Origin of the sequence: Pseudoalteromonas sp. US3C1004, from assembly GCF_048401065.1 — a bacterium.
GTDB lineage: Bacteria > Pseudomonadota > Gammaproteobacteria > Enterobacterales > Alteromonadaceae > Pseudoalteromonas > Pseudoalteromonas undina.
In genome coordinates, this window is record NZ_CP183074.1 from 121,114 (window position 1) to 146,313 (window position 25,200).

Consider the following 25,200-nt stretch of genomic DNA (forward strand, 5'->3'; position numbering starts at 1 on the left):
TTATGAACACAGCAACACTTAAGCGGTTTTTATGGGCAGCATTATTTACTGCAACAACGGTCACTGTTCACGCAGAGCCGCTAACCCAAGTGAATGTGACACAAGGTAAACTACAAGGCACAGCTCAGCAAAACCTGGCTATTTTTAAAGGTGTGCCGTTTGCCAAGCCCCCCGTAGGCGAGCTTCGCTGGAAAGCCCCACAACCAGCAGAAAAATGGCAAGGGGTCCTTAAAGCACAAGCATATGCACCCGCCCCAATTCAAGCTGGTGACCCTGTATCTGGGATCAGCGAAGATAGTTTATATTTAAATATTTGGACGCCAGCACAATCTGATAAAGACAAGCTCCCTGTATTAGTTTGGATTTACGGGGGAGGCTTTAGTTTTGGCAGTTCATCCGATCCTATTTTTGATGGTAGTGAACTTGCGAATAAAGGCGTTATCGTAGTGTCTATCGCCTATCGTGTCGGTCAATTAGGTTTTTTAGCCCATCCGGAACTTAATAAAGAAAGCCCAGCTGGGGTGTCGAGTAATTATGGTTTGCTCGATCAAATAGCCGCCTTAAAGTGGCTTAAAAACAATATCAGCTATTTTGGTGGTGATGCTAACAATGTCACTATTGCGGGTGAATCCGCGGGCGGTATATCAGTGAGTATGCTTGCAGCGTCACCGTTAGCAAGTGGTCTATTTAACAAAGTTATTTCGCAAAGTGGCGGTTCATTTGGCCCTACTCGCATTAAAAACTACCCTGGTGAAAACATGTCGACCTTAGAGCAGGCTCAAGCAGAAGGTTTCGACTATGTAAAACAGTTTGGCACAACCTCCATTGCACAGCTGCGTAAAATGAGCGCAGACACCTTTATTCCAAAAGGATGGTCACTGCCTGGTGGCTGGCCTATCGTTGACGGTTATGTGATCAAAGGTGACCAATATAAACTCTATCAACAAGGCAAGTTTAATGATGTCCCAGCCTTAGTTGGCTATAATTCCGATGAAGGCGTCAGCTTTGTGTGGGACCCTGATGTTAATAATTTTGTTGATGGAGTAAAAACCCGTTTTGGTCAATTTGCACCGAGCTTACTTGAAGCTTACCCTGTTGCAAAAAACAGCATTCCTCGCAGTGCTCGAAATCTAGTTCGCGATGCAGCATTTGGTTGGCATACATGGAGTTGGGCTAAGTTACAAAGTCAGTATGGTAAAGCCCCTGCATACTTTTATTACTTCGACCATCACCCAAAGCGTGAAAAAGGCGCCAAAAATGAAGATCATGGTGCTGGCCATGGCCATGAAATTGCCTATATGTTTAAAAACCTTAATAAGTCAGACCCTAATGTAACCAAAAACGATTTAAAAATGTCACAAATAATGGCTACCTATTGGACTAACTTTGCCAAAAATGGCAACCCAAATGACAATACCCTGCCCCATTGGCCTGCGTTTAATAACGAAAAGCCAAGTACTATGTATTTTCAACAGCAAGCTAAATTAGGCCCTGTACCCGACAAACAAGCTTTAGAAACACTTGATGAGTATTTTAAATGGCGCCGGACACCAGCTGGTGAAAAATGGGCTAATAAAATTCACTAATTTGCAGCAAACCAAATAAAAGCCACTAACAAAGTAGTGGCTTGGCTTGGTAAGAGTCGAACATGTTTAGTGACTAGTTAGGTTCACGAAGATGGAAAATCTGACACTTGTTTCCTAAATCAGGTTGTTGTGCAAAATTAGTTTTATCTGCAAGACCACAATCACTTAAACCCAGCGCTTGTTTTGTATAACGGTTAATTAGCATTACGCCGCCACCATCCACTGGGACAATACGCCATTGTGCGGTTTTACTATCACACGCAGCCATTTCAACATTGGCACCGGGCACTAAGGCATTGTTTGCCACCGCGGCGCAATAACCACTTTCAAGGTCTTGTTTTAAAGCAACGTAACCAGTATCTGTTGGTGCAAAAAACCACTGCTGGGCATCGCTATGAGTAAACGCTTGTTGCTCAACATTAGTGCCTGCTTTAACAGTACCAGCAACACTCAACGCTTTACCGCTTTGTTGGCTCATTACTGCCACGCTGCCAACTGGCTGTAATTGCCAGTCACCACATGCCGTGTCTTTGCCTTGCTGTAACACTGCTTGATTTTGTGCGCCTGAACACCCTGCTACGGCTAATGGTTTTTCAGTGTAACGGTTAGTAATAGTGACATTTCCATCAGTGCTTGGGGAGACTTTCCATTGCTGACAGAAGTTATTACGCCACGCTGCAGATTGTGTTTTCGCATTATCAGCATCACTGCAATTAGCCAACTCTAAAAACTTGCTGTCTTCGCGATTTGCTAAACGGACAAAGCCATCTGTAGTGGCATCAATCACCCACTGACCATTGGTTGCAGCACATTGACGTTGCACAGCACGCGCATCTTGAGGATCGGCTGCAATGTCTAAACACAAACCGCTAGTTGCATTTACTAGGTTATAACGCTGACCTTGAACACGAGTAACCAGTGGTCCGTATTCGCCTGATGGCGGAGCTACTTCAACACCCGGTGTTACAGGTTTTGCAAAGTTTGGCGTGCCATCATCATTCCAAGTAAATTTTTGCGCACGTAAAGAACGTGTGGCACTACAACCATGTTCTACTGAGTCATTGCCGTGGTATACCAACCAATCTTCGCTGCCATCTGGCGAAGTGAAAAAGCCATTATGACCTGGCCCAAATACTTCATCTGTGCGTTCAAACACCGGCTCGTCAAACTTCTTCCAGCTGTTTGCATCTAGCGGATCATCACCAACGAGCTCTAACATTCCTAACTTGTAGTCTGGCGTGTTACAAAAGCTTGCTGAGTAAGTCATAAACGTGCGACCGTTATGCTGCAGAATTTCAGCACCTTCAGTTACCTTACGTCCGCTGATCTCCCAATCAAGTTCAGGACGTGTGATCACCGTGTGCGGTGAATTCTTTTTCAGCGTCCACGGGTTTTCCATTTCAGCAATAATATTAAGCTGTTGATCGCCCTGCCACTGTGAATAAATAACATACAGCTTATCTTTGTAGCTTAAATAGTTACCATCAATATTCCATACGTAAGGCATGAGCGCGCCCTTGTACTCATACGGGCCCATTGGGTCGTCACCAGCACTTTCTAATACATTAAGATGTTGGTTATCTAAAGTACCATCAGTCCCTGCTGTATACATCATGTACCAACGGTAGCCCTCAGGGCCTTTAACACGATGAAATTCAAACGCCCAAAAGTTACAACAACGCGCAGGATCTGTCGCTGACCATACATTTACTGGGGTTGCATCGGCAAGTCCTGCTAAAGTAGGTGATTTACGCATCACCAATTCAGATGTCCATGTTGTCGTCGTTAGGTAATAGTTACCATCCCAGTACTCAAGCCATGGATCGGCACTATTAGGAAATAATGGATTAGTAAACACGCCATCATCTTGCGTGGGTGCTTTTGCGTTCGCGATTGGTGCTGCATCTTGTGTTTGTTGTGTGTCTGCGCGGGTTGTAGATTCACAACCACTAAGTGAGCTTAAAGACAAAGCGAATAAACCTACAAGGCCTGTTGCTTTAGCAGTACGCTTTAATTTAGTGCGCAAGTGATGTTGTGCATTCATTGTTGTTATCACCCTTGATTTTTATTATCCATCCATATTGAGCGATGGTTTGATTCGAAAGCTTTGCTTTTTTAGATTTCTGTTGTTGCCCGTAGCATAGAGTTCGTCAGTGTAAAAACGGCACTCTACGCTTATCGAGCAAGATTATTACTTAGTACCAAACTCATACACGATACGAGTTGAGTAAACCTCACCTGGGAGCAATGTCGTGCTTGGGAATCTTGGCTGATTAGGCGCATCAGGAAAGTGCTGTGGCTCTAAACAAAAACCACTTCTTAATTTATGTACTAAACCTGAAGCTTGTTTACTGCTACCATCTAAAAAGTTGCCCGAGTAAAACTGTACCGCTGGCTCTTCGGTATATACAGTCAAGGTACGCCCTGAGCTTGGTTCATACACATTAGCGGCTTCAATCAAATCATGATTAGGTTTGTTTTTAAGTACAAAGTTATGGTCATACCCTTTACCAAGCTTAAGCTGCTCATCATCAATATTAATGTCTTTGCCAATCGCTTTTGAATTTCTAAAATCAAATGGCGTACCCGCCACTTGCATCAACTCACCTGTTGGGATCAAACCGCTATCCACAGGGGTAATTGCATTTGAGTTGATTTGCATTTGATGATCGAGAATATCGCCCTTACCCGCCAAGTTAAAATAGCTGTGCTGGGTCATATTGATGATGGTTGGCTTATCTGTTTTTGCCACAAATTGCATATTTAGGGTATTTTTATTGGTCAGCGTATAAGTTACTTGCGTGGTCAAGGTACCTGGATAACCTTGATCGCCATCAGGACTTATAAGCTTAAGTGTTACACCCGCACTGTTTTCTGTACTAAATGGCGCCATAGTCCAGACTTTTTTATCAAAGCCTTGTACACCGCCGTGTAAATGGTTAGCACCATCGTTAGTTGCTAGCTGATAGTCTGTGCCATTTAAGCTAAATTTGCCATTGGCAATACGGTTACCAAAACGACCAATGATCGCGCCAAAGTAAGTAGTTGCATTAGTGTAATCTTCTAAATTATCCATACCTAATACAATGTTACCCATGTTGCCATTGCTGTCTGGCGTTTCGATGCGCGTTATGATGCCACCATAATTGATCACATCAACGCTCACGCCATTACTATTGGTTAAAGTTACTTGGTTGATCGGAGTTTGATCTGCCAGCTTGCCGTAAGCACGCAGTAATGCAGAAGGTGAATTGGTCATATTGTCTCCTTGGTGAGCACACGCGGGGGTTAAGGCAATTGATAAAGACACTGCCACTGCAAAGATACCGCGAGATAATTTTTTAATCGATGTTGACGACTGATGAACCGCTGTTAGGCGCTGAGTTACACATTGCAATGACATACCAATAACCTTTTTATAATTGTATTTATACTTTTATAATACAATTTGACAGGTGATTGCAAATTTATTCGCCTAAGTTTTTAGTTGTATTTTGCCGTCTTTGACTAAAATACAATCCATACCCGCCGCAGTCGCTGCTTGATAACCTATTTGCGTGTCTTCAAACACTACACAATTTTGTGGTTGAATTCCTATTTGCTTTGCTACTGTTAAGAAAGTTTCAGGATGAGGTTTACCGTGGCGAACATCACTGGCGGTGACTAAAGTTTTAATCTTATCAATTAACCCTGTATGGGTTAAATGGTCAACAGCATGCGCACGATCCGCACCAGTACCTACCCCAATTGGCATTTTGCCATGGTAATAGTTTAATACATCGACTGTTTCAGTTATGATTTCTGGTTTGCTGTCTAAACCTAGCCAAAACTGATGTTTTTGCTCTGCAACGTAATCTGCGTCATGACTAAGTCCAAATTTTTCATTAAGAATATCAACTGTGGCAAGTGTTGGTACGCCACCTAAGCCATACATATAATCATAATCAAACGGATAATCAAACGCATGGCAGGTTAGCTCCCATGCTTTTAAATGAGAGCCCATCGAATCGATAAGTGTGCCATCCATATCAAAAATAATACCTTGGTATTTTGTGAGATCGAGCATCTGTACTCCAAATTCTGAGAAAACAAAAGCCAACTTTACTATAAAGTTGGCTTATTTAGTTAACTTAGATCACTGCCGTTATAAGTGATTAAAGCCCACGCTTTAACATGTAATACGCTGCATTGTGGCGTAGTTCTGTTTTGAAACCACGGATACTGGTATCAGCATCAATAATCATGGTTTCAACACCTGCCATTTCAGCAAAATCAACGATCATATCGGTGGTAACAGCTTGGCTGTACGCAGTATGGTGTGCACCACCTGCATGGATCCACGCAGCAGACGCTACTGATAGGTTAGGTTTTGGCTCCCACAATGCTGATGCAACCGGTAAATGCGGTAATTCAGCCGGTGGGGTTACCGTGTCTACTTCGTTAATTAATATACGAAAACGATTACCCATATCAATTGGCGAAACGTTAATTGCCTCACCTGCTTTAGCAGTAAACAATAAACGACCCACATCACATTTCACCCCAATGGTATGAGTGTGAACTTCAAGGCGTGGTTTTTGCGCAGCTATTGATGGACACACTTCTAACATGTGAGCACCTAATACTTGGTCAGTATCGCCCATGTTATAGGTGTAGTCTTCCATGAATGAACAACCGCCTTCACGGCCTTCACCCATTACTTTCATGATGCGTACCATTGCAGCTGTTTTCCAGTCGCCCTCGCCGCCATAGCCAAAGCCTTTCGCCATTAAGCGCTGCGTTGCAAGTCCTGGTAAACCTGATAAACCTGATAAATCTTCAAAACAGTTAGTGAATGCTTTAAAGCCACCTTTTTCTAAAAAGCGCTCCATACCAAGCTCTAAACGTGCTTCATTGCGTAGCATCGATACTTTGTAATCATCTTGCAGCGTTTCATCGCTAATCACATAGTCAGTTTTGTATACTTCAAGCTGCGCATCTACTTCGGCATCCGTTACGGTATCAACAACTTTAACGAGCTCCGCTACGCCAAAGGCATGTACTTCATAACCAAAGGTGATTTGTGCTGAAACTTTGTTACCTTCAGTAACCGCAACTTGACGCATATTATCGCCAAAACGTGCCACTTTAAGTGTTTGGCTCTCAGCCCACCCTTTAGCTGCGCGACACCAATCATCAATTTGCTTTTGTACGTCAGCACGTTGCCAGTGGCCAGCAACCACTTTGCGCTCTTTGCGCATTACAGTACCAATGAAACCAAATTCACGGTCACCGTGGGCACTTTGATGGGTATTCATATAGTTCATATCAATATCAGCCCACGGTAGCGCGGCATTGAATTGCGTATGAAGGTGTAACCATGGTTTACGTAACTCGTTTAATCCAGCAATCCACATTTTCGCGGGTGAGAACGTATGCATCCATAATACTAGACCTACACAGTTAGGATCGGAGTTTGCTGCTTGGCACACCGCATGAATTTCTTCAGGCGTTTTCACCGTTGGCTTACACACTAAGTTAACCGGTAAATTAGCTTCGCTATTTAAACCTGCAACAATTGCAGCGCTATTATCTGCAACGGTGTTTAACACTTTTGGGCCATATAAATGTTGTGACCCAGTTACAAACCAAACTTCTTTCATTGACGACGGCATATATAAATTCCTCTTGTACTGGTTAGCCACGGTTACTTTGGCCGTAGTAGGCATCTTTACCGTGTTTTCTTAAATAATGTTTATCCATCACAGACTTTTTAAGTGCACCTGCATGTTGATCAAGCGTGCGAGTTAAGTAAGCCATGCGAGCAATTTCCTCTAGAAGTGCAGCGTGATACACAGATTGCGCTGCATCTTTACCCCACGTAAACGGTGCGTGCCCTGCCACAACCACCATTGGTGCTGCTTTTGGGTCACGGTCTTTATAAGCATCGGTAATTTGAATACCGGTCTCAAGCTCATAATCTCCATTTACTTGCGCATCAGTAAGCTCACGCGTACAGGTAATATCACCGTGCACATAATCAGCATGTGTCGTACCAAAGCACGGAATGCTTTGTTTTGCTTGTGCCCATGCTGTTGCGTAGGTTGAATGAGTATGGGTAACGCCACCAATCTCATTAAAATGACGATACAGATGGATATGGGTTTTGGTGTCTGAAGATGGGCGCATACTGCCCTCAACAATGTTGTTTTCTAAATCAACAATCACCATGTCTTCAGCTTTCATTTGGTCATACGACACACCGCTTGGTTTAATTGCAATGACACCTTTGTCGCGGTCAATTTGCGACACATTACCAAAGGTATAAATTACTAAACCACGACGTTGTAATTCCATATTGGCTTCAAATACTTCACGCTTTAACTCTGTGTAGCTCATGATTTTGCTCCATCAACATACTGTGCCAGCGCTTGATAATTAGCGTATAGCTCATCATAAACAGCAACACGCTCTGGATTTGGTAGGTATTGATGACACACAGCAGACGCCATCACTTGCTGTGCATCAGCAACCGTTGCATATTCACCGGCAGCCACTGCGGCCATAATGGCAGCGCCAAGCGCACAACTTTGCTCACTTTCAAGTACGTCAATTTGGCAGTTCCATACATCCGCACAGGTTTGCATTACGTAATCTGATTTTTTCGAAATACCGCCAATTACCACCACTGATTCAATTGGCACGCCTTCATTTTGAAAACGTTCAGTAATAGCACGAGCACCAAAAGCCGTCGCCTCAACTAATGCTTTAAAGAACTGCGGCGCATCAGTGCCCATTTTCATGCCCGTTATGGCCATTGCTACGCTTTGGTCTGCATCAGGTGTGCGACGGCCGTTGACCCAGTCAAGTGCTGTTACATCGGTATTTTTAACCGGTAATGCACTGGCAGCTTTTGATAAATCAACTAAAATTGAGTCTTCAATTTTATTTATCAAGTTTTGTTCAACGTCGTTTAAATTTGTTAATTGGCGAGTCGGCCATAGCATCAGATTTTTAAACCATGCATATAAATCGCCAAACGCAGATTGCCCCGCTTCAAGGCCAATCATGTCTGGAATAACTGAACCATCAACCTGACCACAAATACCTTTAACGCACGTATCGCCTAGTTGCTGTTTTGAAGTAACAGTAATGTCACAGGTTGAAGTGCCCATTACTTTAGTTAAAACACCTGGACGCACATTGGCAGCCACTGCCCCCATATGACAGTCAAAAGCACCGTAACCTACAACTACATTCTGTGATAAACCAAGTTTATCAGCCCATTGCGCTGTTAATTTACCAGCGACTTGGTCACTCGGTTGAGTTGTGGCATTAAGCGTATTAACCACACCATCTAATAATGGGTCAATATTGCTGAAGAAACTATTTGGTGGGAAACCACCCCATTGCTCATTCCACATTTGTTTATGGCCTGTAGCACAACGTCCCAGCGTTAATACTTCTGGGTGAGTGGTGCCACACATTAATGCAGTCATCCAGTCACAATGCTCTACCCACGAGTAAGTTGCCGCTTTTACAGCCGCATCATCTCTAAAAATATGTAGTGCTTTTGCCCAGTACCATTCTGATGAATAGATACCGCCCATATGTGAAAGATAATTAACCTCGTTATTGGTCGCGGCTTTGGTGATCTCATTCGCCTCTTTAATCGACGTATGGTCTTTCCAAAGAATGAACATCGCATTAGGGTTTTCAGCAAATTCTTCTGTCAGCGCTAAAGGCGTACCTTGGTTATTAATAGCCACCGGGGTTGATCCCGTGGTATCAAAACTCATACCTATTACTTTATCCGCAGTTCCCGCAGGTACTTGTTGCCATAGTCCATTGACGACCTCAATCAAGCTGTCGATGTAGTCTTGTGGATGCTGACGAAATTGGTCTTTACTTGGGTCGCAATATAAACCTTCCGCCCAACGCGGATAATTCACTAAATGGCTAGCCAGCTCTTTACCTGTAATTACATCAACAAGCAGTGCTCTTACTGAATCAGAGCCATAATCTAAGCCCAATGTATAACGAGACATAAATACCTTTCACTAATTGGATACTAACAATGTTAGTCATTACTGTTATTTGTATGATAATATCAATAATGACGGGTTGTAAAGGTATTATAAAAATATTATTAACAGATTAATTCTGAAATAGTCGTGACACCTGTGCCCTTTAAACTAATGTTTTGCACTAAAAAAGGGCTTAAACCATGTTGTAAGCAATGCTAAAAGCCATTAATTTATTTTGTATGATAAAATAGGATGCCTATGTCTAGCCAATTAGAACAATTAAAAATCATGACCACTGTGGTTGCTGATACCGGTGATTTTGAAGCGATCGACCAATATAAGCCGCAAGATGCCACAACAAATCCATCGTTATTACTCAATGCGATTAAAATTGAAAAATACCGTCCACTGGCTGTTGAAGCCGTTGCTTGGGCTAAGCAACAAACCAATGACAATGCACAAGTGATCAGTAAAGCCGCCGATAAGTTATCAGTATTGATTGGTGCAAACCTAATGGCGCAAGTCCCAGGTTTAGTATCTACTGAAGTCGATGCGCGCTTATCATTTGATACTCAAGCAACTATTAATAAAGCGCTTGAGCTCGTTGCACTTTATAAAGAGCAAGATATTGATACATCACGGGTGTTGATCAAAATAGCGTCAACATGGGAAGGTATTCAAGCGGCAAAAGTACTTGAGCAACAAGGTATTCGTTGTAACTTAACGCTGGTATTCGCGTTTGCCCAAGCTCGTGCCTGTGCTGAGGTAGGTGCTTATTTAATTTCGCCATTTGTAGGGCGTATTTTGGATTGGTATAAAGCCACTAATATTGATACTGATTTTAGCGGTGCTAACGATCCAGGCGTGCAATCAGTGACTCATATTTATGACTTTTTCAAAAAGCATGATTATAAAACCATCGTTATGGGCGCAAGTTTCAGAAACATCAACGAAATTCAGTTGCTAGCAGGCTGTGATAGATTAACCATCAGCCCAGGGCTATTATCAGAACTGGCAGCAACAGATGCACCTTTAGCGCGTCAACTTGCTCCTACCACTGAAACAGTTGCTGCCCCAGAGCCTATGACCGAACAAGCGTTCCGCTGGGAAATGAACCAAGATGCAATGGCAACAGATAAACTAAGCCAAGGCATTCGTCAGTTTGCAATTGACCAAGAAAAACTAGAAGCAATCTTAGCTGAGCTAGTCTAAATCATTAACTAAATTGGGCTCTTGATGATCAATCATTATCGAGAGCTCGAATTAAAGATATAAAAAAGCCCGCTGATTTAATTAAATCAGCGGGCTTTTTATCAGGTAAAACTTTAACCTAGATGTCGTTTAATAACGCATTTGCCTTAGCAACTAAGTTCTCTACGGTAAAACCAAAATGCTCCAGCAATACAGCACCCGGTGCTGACTCACCAAAAGTAGTCATACCTAATACATCACCACCTTGGCCAACGTATTTATACCAAAAATCACTGTGTGCAGCTTCGACGGCAATTTTAGCCACACCTGCAGGTAATACACTTTGGCGGTATGCTTTATCTTGTAAATCAAACTGATTGGTTGATGGCATAGAAACAACACGCACTTGTTTGCCTTGAGCTGTTAGCTCAGCTGCCGCATTAACCGCTAATTCAACTTCAGAGCCTGTTGCCATTAAAATTAGCTCTGGTGTTTGCTCACACTCAACGAGGGTGTAACCCCCTTTTGCTACATTGTCTAACTGCGCTTTATCACGCGGCATAGCTTTAGTGCCTTGGCGACTAAAGATCAACGCGCTTGGGCCAGCTTCTTTTATTAGAGCTTGACGCCACGCAACGGCTGTTTCAACCTCATCACATGGGCGCCACGTCGTCATATTAGGTGTCATACGCAGGTTGGCAATTTGTTCAATCGGCTGATGAGTTGGGCCATCTTCACCTTGACCAATAGAATCATGAGTGTAGACAAAAATGCTTTGCGCTTTCATTAATGCAGACATACGCACAGCATTACGTGCATATTCCATAAACATTAAGAATGTAGCACCAAATGGGATAAAGCCACCATGTAATGCAATACCATTCATAATGGCGCTCATGCCAAACTCACGCACCCCATAAAATACATAGTTACCCGCGTCGTCTTCTTGTAAGCCCTTTGCATCAGGCCATAAAGTTAAGTTTGAGCCAGCTAAGTCAGCAGAGCCGCCCATTAATTCAGGTAATTGCTGGGCAAAAAAGGTAATCGCATTTTGTGATGATTTACGCGTTGCAATGTTTTGCATTTCATCTTGGCACTTAGTAATGTATTGATCAGCAAGTTCAGCAAAATTATTCGGTAATGATTTAGCCATCACACGACGGTTAAACTCGTTACTTAATTCAGGGTGCGCTTTGCTGTATGCGGCAAAGGTTTGTTGCCAGGCACTTTCTAAGTCTTGGCCTTTAGTTTGAGTATTCCACTCATTATATACATCTTGTGGAATTTCAAACGCTGGATGTGGCCAATTTAGTTGCTCACGAACCGCTGCAATTTCATCATTACCCAGTGGTGAACCGTGACAATCATGACTGCCTGATTTATTGGGTGAACCAAAACCAATCACTGTTTTACAACAGATAAGCGTTGGTTGCTCAGGGTTCGCTTGTGCCGCTTCAATAGCACTGGCAATCGCAGCCATGTCGTGACCATCAACGCCACTAATAACCTGCCAACCGTATGATTCAAAACGCTTTGGCGTATCGTCAGTAAACCAACCTTCTACTTCGCCATCAATTGAGATGCCATTGTCATCCCAAAAAGCGATCAGTTTGCCTAACTTTAAAGTACCCGCTAATGAACCAGCTTCATGAGAGATACCTTCCATCAAACAACCATCGCCTAAAAAGCAATAAGTAAAGTGATCAACGATATCAAAATGTGGTTTGTTAAATTGTGCCGCTAAAGTTTTTTCAGCAATCGCCATACCTACCGCATTAGCAATACCTGCACCTAGTGGTCCAGTTGTTGTTTCAACCCCTGGAGTATAACCGTACTCTGGGTGACCAGGTGTTTTAGAATGTAATTGGCGAAACTGTTTAATATCTTCAATACTGACGTCATAACCGCTTAGGTGCAATAGCGCATATTGCAGCATTGAGCCATGGCCATTTGACAATACAAAACGATCGCGGTTAACCCAGCTAGGGTTTGATGGATTGTGACGGTGAAATTTTTGCCAAAGCACAGCGGCAATATCGGCCATTCCCATTGGCGCACCTGGGTGACCAGAGTTAGCTTTTTGAACAGCATCGACAGCAAGCATACGGATTGCATTTGCAGATTGAGAACTAGGCAGAGTCATCTGTAATTATTTCCTGTTAATATTATATTATAATTAATATCTCAGAATGTAATATAAATAGCAATCGAAAATACCTTACTGCAACATAAAAATAAGTCTGTTGATTTTTCTTTAGCTTGACTGCTTACAATGGCCTCTATCCATGCTGTGTATCAGAACTACTTGCCAAAGCACAGCAGCCATTAGAAACGAGTAACCAAAACATAGATAAAATTGCTAAACAATCAGGGTTTTCATCAGGTTTAAGCTTTCGTCAGCGCTTTTTAGCTACTTTTTTTCGCCAACAGCCTAAAGAAAACAATTTAAAAGTCCCATATCAGAGTAAAAAGTTGCTCGCACAGTTTAAGCACACTTGGTAGCATAAGTGCATTGTCAAAGGATGGAAGTTAATATGAACAATACCCAGCACGCATTAGTGGTTGAGGGCGGTGCCATGCGCGGTATTTTTGCCGCAGGTGTACTTGATGAGTTTTTAGAGCAGGGATATCAACCTTTTACCAGCTATTTTGGTGTATCAGCTGGTGCTACAAATGTTGCTGCGTATTTATGTAAGCAAGCAACCCGAAACTACAAAGTAATCACTGATTATTCCTGTAGGCCTGAATTTATTAACCTGCCACGATTTGTTAAAGGTGGACACTTGTTTGATTTAGACTGGCTTTGGCAAGAAACAGTACGTGAAATTCCTTTAAATACCGACGAATTCTCGCAATCCCCTCACGACTTTTATATTGTTGCAACGGCAATCGAATCTGGACAAGCTCATTACTTACAAGCAACAGGTAGCGAAATGGTAGAGCAATTAAAAGCCTCTTGCGCTATACCAATAGCTTATCGGGATTATCCAACAATAAACGGGATCGCCATGACCGATGGCGGCGTTGCAGATTCTATTCCAGTAAAAAAAGCTTATGAAATGGGGGCATCAGAAATAACAGTTATCCTTTCTCAACCTTTAGGCTATCGTAAAAAAGATAACAAAGTTCCGTGGTTAACCAAACAACTCTATAAAGATACCCCAGCGCTTGCAGAGGCGGCCATACTGCGTTCTAAAAAATATAATGACAGTATTGATTTTTTGCATGATGCTCCACCGGATTGCAAAATAAATATTATTGCTCCACCAGCAGGGTTTAAAGTCGGTCGCACCACTAAAAATCTAGCTATACTCAATTCAGGCTATCAAATGGGCATAAGTGAAGCTAAAACTTACTTAGGTAATCCTAGGTTGCGTGAGAAATGAACATAAGCTATAAAATCAACCTATAAGAAGTATACAGTGATATAACCTTTGAATTTACAGCTTACTCCAGCTATTAATTTTTAAACCAACGGGGTAATGTAATAAAGAACGATGTGTTCGTCGTCGTATTGCAAAAAGCAGATTAAATTTAGGCGTGTTTTTTGCTTTAAATTTTGTGTACACACCAAATAAATTAAGGGTTTTTGTGAATTTTCTTCGATGCTTTCATAATATAGTCTCAGATCAGCAGCTAAGCTTTGATCAAAAAATTGCAGACTTACTTGCTTTTGGGCTCGATGTTTTTCAACTCGACTTAGCTATTATCAGCCGCGTAAAAAATGATTCTTATATTGTTTTACATGCCATCACCCCTGACAATTCTCTTGCAATTGGTACAGAGTTTGAATTAAACGGCACCTATTGCACGCATACCTTGTCGGCCAACTCTGCATTGGCATTTCATAATGCGTCGCAAAGTAGTATTGCAAATCATCCATGCTATATTAATTTCCAATTAGAAGCGTACATTGGTGCGCCTATACGAATAGGCAAAGACGTATTTGGAACTGTTAACTTTTCATCTGCTCAAGAATGCGCTCCTTTTAGCGATGAAGCCTATGATTATATTGAATTATTAGCGCAGTGGTTAGGCTCGGAATTGGCGCGCAATCAGGATAAAGCCAATCTCACTAAAAATAGTGACACTTTATTAAAGCTTGAAAACGTAGCAAATATAGGTACATGGGAAGTCGACCTAATAGAAAATACTATTTTTTGGAGCCAACAAACTCGACGTATTCATCAAGCCGAAGAACACTATACTCCAGATATAGAAAAAGCCATTGAATTTTATAAAGCAGGTAAAAGCCGAGACAGTATTAATAAAGCGGTAGAAAAGGCAATATCTACGGGTGATAAATGGCATTTAGAGCTGGAAATAGTTACCGCTAAGCAACAGAACATTTGGGTTTCAACCTTTGGTGAGGCCGAGTTTAACAACGGCCAATGTGTGCGGTTATTTGGTACTTTTCAAGATATAACTGAAGCCGTAAAGTTACGCGAAGAGTTAAAACAAAAAAAAGCGCTTGCTGAACAGCTATTAAAAGATAGAAGTATGCTGTTTGCAAAAATTAGTCATGAGCTACGCACTCCGCTAAATGGCATTACGGGTATGTTAGCGACACTCATTGATGAGCACGATTATGACAAGCGGGCGGAAAAAATTAAAGTCGCCCTGCGAAGTGCTGATATTTTATTGAATATTATCAATGAAGTGCTCGACTTTTCAAAAATAAATCATGGTGAATTAAAACTGGAACCTCACCACTCCCTACTTAAAACGGTATTTACCGATTTGGTTTCTTTATATTCGGTATTGTTTAGCAATAAAAACATTGAACTACGAGCCACTAACCTCATTCCTAATGATGTTTGGGTATACTGCGACACCTCTCGATTAAGCCAAATTGTCTCTAATTTACTGAGTAACGCATTAAAATTTACAGAGCATGGTTCTGTTTCTCTCGATTCACAGTTAGCATTAGATACAAAGCGCCCTTTACTTACAATTAAAATAACCGATACGGGTCGCGGCATGAGTAAAACGTATTTAAACTCATTATTTAAGCCTTTTACCCAAGAGGTTGATGCTAACAACAATAAAGGTGGCACCGGGTTAGGCTTAGCCATAGTTAAAGAGCTCGTTGGTTTTATGAATGGCAAAATTGAGGTAACCAGTGAGGTTAACGTGGGCACATGTTTTACCTTAACTATCCCAATTGAGCTTGGTAAACAACAAACACAAAAACCTAGCCTTAAATTTATTAATAACCATAGTAATAAGCTCTCGGTTTTGGTGGTTGATGATAACGAAATAAATCGCCTGGTATTAGAATCAGCACTGGATAAATTTAATATAAAATCAGACTTTGCTATTGACGGCCAAGATGCCCTGTTAAAATGCAAACAAAAGCATTTTGACCTTATTTTTATGGATTGCATTATGCCTATCATGGATGGTTTTGAAGCCACCAAGCAACTAAAGGCACAAGGTATCTGTGACTCGCAAGAAACTTATATTGTGGCGTTAACTGCTAATGCATCCTCACAAGATAAACTAAACTGTAAGCAAGCAGGCATGGATATGTTTATAGCCAAACCGTTTAAACTGCCAGCGATAGAAGAAGCAATTACAAATACACTAAAAAGACTGGGCGTAGCCACATTATAACAACGAGTGTCGCCCAGATTAATTTGCACTAAAAACACAAAGGATCATTATGACAAATAAAATCATTGGTATTGTACTTATTGTTATTGGCGTAGCACTTGGTATGTGGGGTTATGATGTTTACGATTCTGCAGCTTCACAAGTTACTCGTGCATTCAATGGCGAAACCCCAGTAGAAGCATGGCTTGGCTTTATTGGTGGCGCAGTTTGTATTTTAGTAGGCCTTACCCGACTTAAATAACACACAAAAAAGCCGCCTTTGGAGAGGGCGGCTTGGGTGAACAAACAGCTATGGGTGAGAGCTGTTTTATCAAGAGGCTTACGCTAAAACGCTATTAAGCAGCATTTTGCTCTGCATCGGGTGTTTGGCGAATTAAGTAGTCAAAAGCTCCTAAGCTAGCAGTTGCTCCGGCGCCCATAGCAATAATAATTTGCTTAAATGGCGTATTGGTCGCATCGCCCGCCCCGTATATACCTGGTAACGATGTTGCACCTTTAGCATCAATGAGTATTTCACCAAATTGACTAAGCTCAAGGTCACTCTCTTTTAACCATTCGGTGTTCGGTATCAAACCAATTTGTACAAATATACCGGCTAAAACTAGCTCCTTACTTTCTCCAGAAACACGATCGGTATAATTAAGGCCTATTACTTTGTTACCATCACCGAGTACTTCAGTAGTTTGTGCATTTTTAATAATAGTAATGTTTTTTAAGCTATTTGCTTTACGAATAAGTACTTCGTCAGCACGTAACGTATCGGCAAATTCAAGCACCGTTACATGCTCAACAATGTTGGCTAAATCAATAGCCGCTTCAATACCTGAGTTACCGCCACCTATTACAGCAACAGGTTTGCCTTTAAATAATGGTCCATCGCAATGCGGGCAGTATGCAACGCCGTGGCCTTTATATTGTTGCTCGCCAGGTACATTCATTTCACGCCAGCGTGCACCGGTTGCTAGCACAAGTGATTTAGCTTGTAATACAGCGCCATTTTCTAAAGTAATGTCATAGCCATTACTGCCTTTTTGCAAATTTTCCGCGCGTTGGTTGTGCATTACATCAACATCATATTCTTTAACATGCTCTTCAAGCTGAGCCACCATTTTTGGCCCTTCGGTTGCTTTTACCGAAATAAAGTTTTCAATGGCCAATGTGTCAGCTACCTGGCCACCAAATCGATCGGCAACCACCCCCGTATTTAGCCCTTTACGTGCAGAATAAATAGCTGCCGAAGCACCTGCTGGCCCACCACCGACGACAAGAACATCAAACACTGATTTTTCATTCAATGCTTTGGCTTGGCGCTGTGCACCTTTGCTATCAACTTTATTTAAAATATCGGTTAGGCTCATTGCCCCTTGGCTAAAAGGCTCTCCGTTTAAGTAAACAGCGGGTACAGCCAATATATTTCGTTGTTCTACTTCATCTTGAAACAGAGCACCATCAATCATAGTGGCTTTGATATTGCTATTTGTAGCAGCCATTGTATTTAGCGCTTGAACCACTTGCGGGCAGGTTTGGCAGCTCAAACTAATATACACTTCAAAATTGAGTGTTTGCTCAAGTGTTTGTATTTGTTCAATATCTTCTTGACTGGCTTTACTAGGGTGCCCCCCCGTATGTAATAGCGCTAACACTAAACTAGTAAATTCATGACCCATAGGTACCCCTGCAAAGGTAATATGAGTATTTTTTTGTGGCGAATGCACCACCATTGAAGGTCTGCGTGCCGAAGTATCTGGATTGTTACTTACACTAAACTTATCGCTTAGTGATGCTAAATCATTCGCTAAACTTTCTACTTCTGTTGATTTTTTGCTGTCATCCAAGGCGATAAGCAGCTCAACAGGCTGAGTCAGCGATTCAAAATGGCTTTTTAATTGGTTCTTTATGTTGTTGTCTAACATGGCTTAGCCCCTTACGGAAAAATAAAACAGCAGAACCCCCATGCCATCAGTGCATGTGCGAATTTTAGAAAAGAGTGATGGCGTGGGAGAGTGCCCAGTGAGCCAAGTAGGCTCACTGGTATTAGAGTTATGTGCTACTCTAAATTTAATGAAGGTAAGGTTTAAATCTTACCAACTAGGTCTAGTGAAGGTGCTAATGTGTCTTCACCTGGCTGCCAAGATGCAGGACATACTTCGCCGTCATGCGTGGCAATGTATTGTGCGGCTTGTACTTTACGAACAAGTTCTTTAGCACTACGACCAATACCTAAATCATGCGTTTCAACAACTTTGATTTCACCCTCTGGGTTCATTACAAATGTACCGCGAAGAGCTAAACCATCATCTTCAATCATTACACCAAAGTTACGTGTAATGCGTCCTGTTGGGTCGCCAATCATTGGGTAAGTAATTTTACCGATAGTGTCTGACGTGTCATGCCAAGCTTTGTGAGTAAAGTGCGTATCTGTTGATACCGAGTAAACCTCTACGCCCATTTCTTGTAGCTGTGCATAATGATCTGCAAGGTCACCTAATTCAGTTGGGCATACAAATGTGAAATCTGCTGGGTAAAAGAAAAAGATAGACCACTTACCTAATACGTCTTTTTCAGTGAGTTCTACAAAGTCACCATTGTGGTAAGCTGTTGCATTGAAAGGTTGTAATTTTGTGTTAATCAATGAAGTGCTCATAGTATTCCTCATTTATGTTTAGTGTATTTAAAAAAGTTAACGCCCTGTGCGTTGGCTTGATTAATACAATAAGGCTATTGAGGAATTAAATAAAATTGATTGTTTAGATTAAAACAATCGATTTTTAAGATTACCCAAGGTAAGAAGTTAAAATAATTGAATGTGAGCTATCTTAAAATTAAAAATACTAGTTACACTGAGCACTAAAGGTAGCCATCAGAAAATGAGATTTTCAAATTCATTTTCAGGTAAAGCCTTGCTAAACAAAAACCCTTGCCCTTCTTCACACTCAAGCGAAATAAGTGTATCTAGCTGTGCTTGAGTTTCAATGCCTTCACCAACTATCCTCAAATTCAATGAATGCGCTAAATGGGTAATTGCTTTCACTATATCTAGGCTTTGCTTATCATCAACCATATCTTTAACAAATGACTGGTCAATCTTTAATACATCAACAGGGAATAGTTTTAAATACGACAAGCTCGAATAACCCGTTCCAAAGTCATCTATCGCTATGCTCAAACCAAGGTTTGAAAGTCCGTTTAATATTCTACTTGTTTCATCAAAATCACTCATTAAAGCGCTTTCTGTCACCTCTAATTCAAGATAACCACTAGGAAGCTCAGTATCCTCAAGTATTTGCGCTACGCTTTCTATAAATTTAGGATCTGTAAATTGTTTAGCCGCCACATTAACAGCAACTTTAATTGGATGGCCTTTATCTAGCCAGCGTTTAGCCGCTCTGCAGCTTTGTTTTAAAACGCTATGACCCAACTTATTAATTAAACCAGTCTCTTCAGCTAATGGAATAAAGTGTAACGGAGATATTAAACTCCCCTCCTCATCTCTTAACCTTACTAACGCCTCAGCGCCTATAATTAATTTATTTTTTAGGCTAAGTTTGGGCTGAAAGTGAACTTCCAACGTGTCATTTTCAAGTGCATTTCTTAAAATCTTATCTATATTTTGACGTTGATGAAACTCATGTTCTAAGTCATCTGAAAAATAACAAAATCTATCTCTACCGTGCTCTTTGGCTTTATACATTGCTGCATCAGCATGCGACATCATTAATTCGGCAGAATCAGAATCCGTTGGATTAATACTAATTCCCACGCTTATAGTTAAATTAAACTCTCTTCCATCAACACGAAAAGGTTGATGCATTGCATACAAAATATCAGATGCAACAGCATCAACATGACACGGCGATTTAATATCTGGGAGCAACAATACAAATTCATCCCCGCCAACACGGGCCAAGGTCGTATTTAAATCAACAATAGATTCAAGTCGTTTAGCAACCAGTTTTATGATTTGGTCGCCAACATGGTGTCCCTCTGTATCATTTAAATATTTAAAATGATCAATATCAATTAACATTAACGCCACTAAAAAACCATTACGCACAGATACCTGACAAGCATGCGCAACGCGATCATGTAATAAAATTCGATTGGGTAAATCGGTTAATTGGTCATGGTTTGCTAAATGGCTCATCTTAACAGCCATCGCAATCGACTCGCTCACATCATGAAAAACTATAATCGCGCCAATAATATTCCCCTTTTCATCTCTGATGGGGGAAGCAGAATCCTCAACCCGATGAATTCTGCCATTTAAGCTCGTTAATTGGCAATTAAGCGCCATAGCTACTCTTCGCTGCTCTTTTAAAGCAATAGAAATTGGATTAAGGCTTTTGTGCTTTGTGGTTGCATCCCGTAGTTGCATAACCTCTGAAATATGATTACCAACTGCTTCATGCATTACCCAACCGGTCATCATCTCTGCAATCGGGTTCATAAACGTTATTTTTTCGTCTTTGTCTGTTGCTATAACTGCGTCGCCAATCGAGTTGAGCGTTACGCGCAATCTTTCTGATTCAATAGCAAGTAAACGCTGTGAATGTTTTAGTTGTTGCTCTTGTGTTTTTAGTTTTAGATGATTGCCAACGCGCAAGCGGCATACCTTAAGATCAACGGGCTTTTGTATATAGTCAATCCCACCCAACTCTAAAGACAAATGCTCAAACTTACTCTCATTATGGGAGGTAATAAATATTACTGTTACACCACTAGTTTTGGGATCGTTTTTTAAGCGTTTACACACTTCTAACCCGCTAATATCAGGTAATTCAATATCTAATAAAATAATTTCTGGTAAGAACTGCTGTGCTTTTTCAATGGCGCCAAAACCAGTATCGCTACATATAACTTCTGCAATATCTGATAAAGCTCCCTCTAAAATCATTAAACTAGTGGGTTCATCATCAACAATAAGTACTCGATGCGCAAAGCTTTGATCTACAGTGGTTAACACAATCACTTCCCATAAAAAATTAAACAAATGCACATAAAGCCTAGCTTAGTTAACCCAAACCTCCACCAATTACCTAAAATATATACTTAAGCATTATATTATTAGCGTCAATCAAAAAGGGTTTGTAGAGTTCTAAATTTGAGATAAATGAATACAAAACAAAACTCTTTATTAAAAGTAAAACTTGATAAATTACCTATAGCTCTCTAAGTTTATGGTAGCTAAATAATGGCTGGTCTTTAATTGGAGTAGTGGATGCCAATAAATCTTAAGAAAAGGATAATTCGTCAGGTAAGTAATTACACCCTTTTATTCCCTATTTCTTTATCCGCCATAATTACCTTAATTGTTGTAGCCATTATTATTAATGAAGCAAGTTTATCGCGCTCAGTACTTGGCTCTGTAGAACTAGAAATAATAGACAAAAACCAATCTATTAATTCACAAACACAAGAGGTTATTGAAAACTACCGTCGAGATATTCGTTTTTTACACGCAACCCCTCCAATCAAAGGTTTAGCCAGGGCATCAAATAACAAAGGTGTAGACCCACTAGAGAACACCACCTATGCTCAATGGAAAACAAGGCTTGAAATTATATTTGCAGCGTTTTTAAAAAATAACCCCGATTACGAGCAGCTAAGAATCATCAGTACCAACAAAAAAGGACAAGAACTGGTAAGGGTTGATCGCGTTCAGGGTGCAGTAGAGGTTATAGATTTAAATAAGCTCCAAAATAAAGGAGCGCAAGAGTACTTTACGGCCAGCAGTAAACTCTCTGATGGCGAAATGTATCTGTCTGAAATTTCGTTGAATAGAGAGTACGGTAAAATAGAGTTTCCTTATCGCCCGATGTTGAGGCTGTCTATGCCAATTTTTGATGAAAATCAAAATAGATTTGGCTTTATCATAATTAACGTTAATGCTAATAACTTAATAAGCATTATTAGCAACAGTATTAATTCACCATTTGAAATCGCTTTAACTGACAGTAACGGCTATTTTTTATTGCATCCAAATAAAAACTTCACCTTTGGTAAAGACCTAGGTAGTGATATTAGCATCAATAATAATTACACTTTCAACCCCGTTGCTAATAGCTCATTGTCGCTTATAAAACCAAAAAGCATTGCGCAAACAAGTTATTACACTGCAAGAAAACAAATCACTTTAGCGCTGGGTGAAAAACAAAACTTTTTATCTAGCCACGTTTTAGCGCCTGTTGAGTATATAAAAAATATTGAAATGGAACGCAGAACAAAGCTCTACACCTTTTTGCTTATTTTGGTTATTTTATTAACTATCATTCTCGCATTTTTCAATCGTAGTCTTCGCAAAAGCCAAGAGCTTGCAAATGCGCGCGCACAATCTGAGGCAATTATAACCGGCTCATCTGATGCGGTAATTGGCATTACCAATAACGGTATTGTATCTAGTTGGAATAATGCCGCAACTCTGATGTTTAAGCTTGGAGAGTTAGAAGCAATTGGAAAACCAATTAATGATTTAAAAATAATAGATCAGCTAAATTTTAACGAGATAATTGAAAAGTTCACTGATGGTACTCGTCAATTTAAGCAAGACGCTAGTATCAGTAACGGCTCTACTAAACGCTACTTTTCACTCTCTTTATCAGCCATTATCGATCAATTTGGAATGTTTATTGGTATTGCAATAATAGCCAGAGATGTAACCAAAGAGCGCACCATTGAGAATGAAATAATAAAAGTAAATCATGAGCTTGAAAATAAAGTAGCCATTCGCACTAAAGAGCTCAAACAAGCCAGTGAAGTAAAAAGCGCGTTTATTTCTAATATAAGCCATGAAATGCGTACTCCACTTAATGGCATAGTGGGTACTTTAAACTTAATAAAAAAAGAGCCATTGAGTGAAACACAAAAAAACTATTTAGAAATGACCGAAGTGAGTGTGAGTGCTTTATCTGTATTAATAAATGATATTTTGGATTTATCTAAAATAGAAGCAGGTAAACTTGAGTTGAACTTTAAAGAGTTTAATTTAATAAAATTAATCGAAAGTGTTTGTGGCAGTATGGCTGTTAAAGCTCAGGAGAAAGGCCTCGAATTTGTTTTAGATGTTGTGAATTTAAAATGTAAAACGATTACAACTGACCCCCATCGTTTTTCACAAATTCTGACTAACTTAGTAAATAATGCGATTAAATTTACTGAAACTGGGTTTATAAAGGTCACCGCTTATTGCGAGCAAACAAGCAATGATACTGTGACCGTTCACGTAAAAGTTACCGATAGCGGTGTGGGCATTGCACAAGAAAACCAGAACAAATTATTTACCGCCTTTTCCCAAGAAGATAAAAGCGTGGCATCTAAATTTGGTGGAACAGGGCTGGGGCTTTCTATATGCAGACAGCTTTGCAGCCTGCTGGGAGGAGAAATTAGCTTTGAGTCAGAAAAGTCTCTAGGTAGTAGTTTTCACATAAAACTAACACTGAGCAATGATGATACAACTCATTATAGTTTTGCCCCACGATTAAAAAACAAAAGCTTCGCTATTGTGACTAAAAATAACGAGTTAGCCGACAGCATAAATAATTTAATAGCTGCTTTTTCTGGAAATAGTTTTTCAGCTGAACAATTACAACAATCTCTTGTTTCAGATGATATAAAAAACGTGTCTTTACCTGACTTTATACTTATTGAACAAGACGACACATTGTTAAAACGTTTAGATGAAATGTGGCCAACTATTGCTAATCATCATGTAATTAAAGTTATTTTATTAGCAAATCGCGGTTATCCTCAAATTAAGACAAGACACGTGCAAGCCAGCTTACTTTCTAAACCAATACTTATTTCAGAGTTTTTAAAAACAGTCGCCGATGAACGCAGCCTTGAAGATAAAATAAGTGCTGGTAGCAGTAATATTAATATTAACAAACGCCGTGAATCAGACTCAGTTAAAACTGATAACTCTGACTTTAAAGGGGCACATGTTCTTATCGTTGATGATAACGAAATAAATATAGAAGTAGCCGCGGGTATATTGTCATGTTTATCTTTAGAGATAGATACCGCGTCAAATGGCCAACAAGCAGTAGAAAAACTTGTTAACTCGGTGGCCAATAATCATCAATACCACTGTGTATTTATGGACTGCCAAATGCCTATATTAAATGGTTATGATGCAGCAAAACAAATAAGAGCTGGTGAAGCAGCGCCTCAAAATATTGATATTCCCATAGTCGCTATGACTGCTAATGCAATGATGGGTGAAAGACAAAAATGCCTAGATGCAGGAATGAGTGATTACATCACTAAACCAATCTCTGCAGAGGTATTAGTTGCAACGGCTACAAAGTGGTTGTCTTCAACTTTTATAAAAGAAGCTCCATTGGAAAATAATCAGCTTAACGAAATTAATAAACCAATTTCTGATACTTTGGATAGTCAAAGTTTACCTGATTGGGATAAAGATAACGCGCTATCTCGGTTATTAAATAATGAAGAGCTTCTTATAAAAGTATGTGAATTATACCTTCAGAGTACACCAATGAAGCTAGAAGAACTTGAGGATGCAATAAATAACAATAATTTATCGCAAATATCAAAATTAAGTCATGGCTTGAAAGGCTCATCAGGTGATGTAGGTGCGGCTAACTTGCATAAATTATTTGATGAATTAGAAGTAATGGCCAGTGAAAATGCCATGGGCAGTATGAAGAATAAATTAGAGCTCATTCAAACTAGCTACAAAAAACTCGAATCAACCATTAACAGCTACTTAGAGATACAACCCAGTAGTTAGCATTTTGGTGGTGATAATGAATAAACCACTGAAAATATGTATTGCTAATTAA

At 40.4% G+C, this 25,200-nt stretch carries 17 protein-coding genes; 7 read left to right on the plus strand and 10 right to left on the minus strand.

All coding sequences use genetic code 11. The features are described 5' to 3' along the window. The first annotated feature begins 2 nt into the window (after nucleotides 1-2). On the plus strand, nucleotides 3-1,586 hold the full coding sequence (locus ACNSN3_RS15990) for a carboxylesterase/lipase family protein (protein ID WP_418609561.1): 1,584 nt from the start codon (nucleotides 3-5) through the stop codon (nucleotides 1,584-1,586). 73 nt (nucleotides 1,587-1,659) lie between these two features. Here ACNSN3_RS15990 and ACNSN3_RS15995 read toward each other — a convergent pair whose 3' ends face one another. From ACNSN3_RS15995 to ACNSN3_RS16020, 6 genes are all read right to left on the minus strand, one after another. Continuing rightward, nucleotides 1,660-3,630, minus strand: a complete 1,971-nt coding sequence (locus ACNSN3_RS15995; protein WP_418609563.1) for a family 43 glycosylhydrolase — start codon at nucleotides 3,628-3,630, stop codon at nucleotides 1,660-1,662. A gap of 147 nt (nucleotides 3,631-3,777) precedes the next feature. Continuing rightward, nucleotides 3,778-4,989 (minus strand): aldose epimerase family protein, encoded by a 1,212-nt coding sequence (locus ACNSN3_RS16000; RefSeq protein ID WP_054201315.1) that lies wholly within the window; start codon nucleotides 4,987-4,989, stop codon nucleotides 3,778-3,780. Nucleotides 4,990-5,061: 72 nt separating this feature from the next. After that, complete coding sequence (locus tag ACNSN3_RS16005) at nucleotides 5,062-5,652, minus strand: HAD family hydrolase (protein ID WP_054201316.1); 591 nt, start codon at nucleotides 5,650-5,652, stop codon at nucleotides 5,062-5,064. An 88-nt stretch (nucleotides 5,653-5,740) separates the two neighbouring features. Then, a complete protein-coding gene (araA, locus tag ACNSN3_RS16010) occupies nucleotides 5,741-7,240 on the minus strand; it encodes an L-arabinose isomerase (protein ID WP_418609566.1) in 1,500 nt (499 codons plus the stop codon). Nucleotides 7,241-7,262: 22 nt separating this feature from the next. Continuing rightward, the gene (locus ACNSN3_RS16015; protein WP_418609568.1) at nucleotides 7,263-7,964 is read right to left on the minus strand and encodes an L-ribulose-5-phosphate 4-epimerase; all 702 of its coding nucleotides are present in this window, start codon (nucleotides 7,962-7,964) and stop codon (nucleotides 7,263-7,265) included. Further along, nucleotides 7,961-9,613 (minus strand): ribulokinase, encoded by a 1,653-nt coding sequence (locus ACNSN3_RS16020; protein WP_418609570.1) that lies wholly within the window; start codon nucleotides 9,611-9,613, stop codon nucleotides 7,961-7,963. The genes ACNSN3_RS16015 and ACNSN3_RS16020 overlap by 4 nt, the downstream gene beginning before the upstream one ends. A 237-nt stretch (nucleotides 9,614-9,850) precedes the next feature. On the opposite strand from ACNSN3_RS16020, the gene tal reads away from it, so the two are divergent. After that, nucleotides 9,851-10,804: a transaldolase gene (gene tal, locus ACNSN3_RS16025; protein ID WP_418609572.1), complete on the plus strand. Its 954-nt coding sequence runs from the start codon at nucleotides 9,851-9,853 to the stop codon at nucleotides 10,802-10,804. 118 nt (nucleotides 10,805-10,922) lie between these two features. On the opposite strand, the gene tkt is transcribed toward tal, so the two are convergent. Further along, entirely contained in the window at nucleotides 10,923-12,926 is a 2,004-nt protein-coding gene (gene tkt, locus ACNSN3_RS16030) for a transketolase (protein ID WP_418609574.1), read from the minus strand. Nucleotides 12,927-13,042: 116 nt separating this feature from the next. Here tkt and ACNSN3_RS16035 point away from each other — a divergent pair, with 116 nt between their 5' ends. From ACNSN3_RS16035 to ACNSN3_RS16050, 4 genes are all read left to right on the plus strand, one after another. After that, nucleotides 13,043-13,285 carry a hypothetical protein gene (locus ACNSN3_RS16035; RefSeq protein WP_075169965.1) on the plus strand — a complete coding sequence of 81 codons (243 nt, stop codon included), beginning with the start codon at nucleotides 13,043-13,045 and terminating at the stop codon, nucleotides 13,283-13,285. 32 nt (nucleotides 13,286-13,317) lie between these two features. Next, nucleotides 13,318-14,169: a patatin-like phospholipase family protein gene (locus ACNSN3_RS16040; RefSeq protein ID WP_418609576.1), complete on the plus strand. Its 852-nt coding sequence runs from the start codon at nucleotides 13,318-13,320 to the stop codon at nucleotides 14,167-14,169. A gap of 205 nt (nucleotides 14,170-14,374) precedes the next feature. Beyond that, entirely contained in the window at nucleotides 14,375-16,399 is a 2,025-nt protein-coding gene (locus ACNSN3_RS16045) for an ATP-binding protein (RefSeq protein WP_418609578.1), read from the plus strand. A 49-nt stretch (nucleotides 16,400-16,448) separates the two neighbouring features. Beyond that, nucleotides 16,449-16,640, plus strand: coding sequence for a DUF3185 family protein (locus tag ACNSN3_RS16050; RefSeq protein WP_008115648.1), 192 nt, complete (start codon nucleotides 16,449-16,451; stop codon nucleotides 16,638-16,640). Between the two features lie 94 nt (nucleotides 16,641-16,734). Here ACNSN3_RS16050 and ahpF read toward each other — a convergent pair whose 3' ends face one another. The 3 genes from ahpF to ACNSN3_RS16065 form a co-directional block, all read right to left on the minus strand. After that, complete coding sequence (ahpF, locus tag ACNSN3_RS16055) at nucleotides 16,735-18,312, minus strand: alkyl hydroperoxide reductase subunit F (protein ID WP_418609581.1); 1,578 nt, start codon at nucleotides 18,310-18,312, stop codon at nucleotides 16,735-16,737. A 161-nt stretch (nucleotides 18,313-18,473) separates the two neighbouring features. Continuing rightward, nucleotides 18,474-19,043, minus strand: coding sequence for an alkyl hydroperoxide reductase subunit C (gene ahpC / locus ACNSN3_RS16060; RefSeq protein WP_008115650.1), 570 nt, complete (start codon nucleotides 19,041-19,043; stop codon nucleotides 18,474-18,476). 216 nt (nucleotides 19,044-19,259) lie between these two features. After that, on the minus strand, nucleotides 19,260-21,362 hold the full coding sequence (locus ACNSN3_RS16065; RefSeq protein ID WP_010389221.1) for an EAL domain-containing protein: 2,103 nt from the start codon (nucleotides 21,360-21,362) through the stop codon (nucleotides 19,260-19,262). 255 nt (nucleotides 21,363-21,617) lie between these two features. Between ACNSN3_RS16065 and ACNSN3_RS16070 the strand changes: the two genes are divergently transcribed. Beyond that, complete coding sequence (locus ACNSN3_RS16070; protein ID WP_010389223.1) at nucleotides 21,618-25,148, plus strand: ATP-binding protein; 3,531 nt, start codon at nucleotides 21,618-21,620, stop codon at nucleotides 25,146-25,148. Nucleotides 25,149-25,200: the final 52 nt, after the last annotated feature.

Coding starts and splice junctions, on each gene's coding strand:
- ACNSN3_RS15990 (WP_418609561.1), top strand. CDS start 3: ATGAACACAGCAACACTTAAGCGGTTTTTATGGGCAGCATTATTTACT.
- ACNSN3_RS15995 (WP_418609563.1), bottom strand. CDS start 3,630: ATGAATGCACAACATCACTTGCGCACTAAATTAAAGCGTACTGCTAAA.
- ACNSN3_RS16000 (WP_054201315.1), bottom strand. CDS start 4,989: ATGTCATTGCAATGTGTAACTCAGCGCCTAACAGCGGTTCATCAGTCG.
- ACNSN3_RS16005 (WP_054201316.1), bottom strand. CDS start 5,652: ATGCTCGATCTCACAAAATACCAAGGTATTATTTTTGATATGGATGGC.
- araA (WP_418609566.1), bottom strand. CDS start 7,240: ATGCCGTCGTCAATGAAAGAAGTTTGGTTTGTAACTGGGTCACAACAT.
- ACNSN3_RS16015 (WP_418609568.1), bottom strand. CDS start 7,964: ATGAGCTACACAGAGTTAAAGCGTGAAGTATTTGAAGCCAATATGGAA.
- ACNSN3_RS16020 (WP_418609570.1), bottom strand. CDS start 9,613: ATGTCTCGTTATACATTGGGCTTAGATTATGGCTCTGATTCAGTAAGA.
- tal (WP_418609572.1), top strand. CDS start 9,851: ATGTCTAGCCAATTAGAACAATTAAAAATCATGACCACTGTGGTTGCT.
- tkt (WP_418609574.1), bottom strand. CDS start 12,926: ATGACTCTGCCTAGTTCTCAATCTGCAAATGCAATCCGTATGCTTGCT.
- ACNSN3_RS16040 (WP_418609576.1), top strand. CDS start 13,318: ATGAACAATACCCAGCACGCATTAGTGGTTGAGGGCGGTGCCATGCGC.
- ACNSN3_RS16050 (WP_008115648.1), top strand. CDS start 16,449: ATGACAAATAAAATCATTGGTATTGTACTTATTGTTATTGGCGTAGCA.
- ahpF (WP_418609581.1), bottom strand. CDS start 18,312: ATGTTAGACAACAACATAAAGAACCAATTAAAAAGCCATTTTGAATCG.
- ahpC (WP_008115650.1), bottom strand. CDS start 19,043: ATGAGCACTTCATTGATTAACACAAAATTACAACCTTTCAATGCAACA.
- ACNSN3_RS16070 (WP_010389223.1), top strand. CDS start 21,618: ATGCCAATAAATCTTAAGAAAAGGATAATTCGTCAGGTAAGTAATTAC.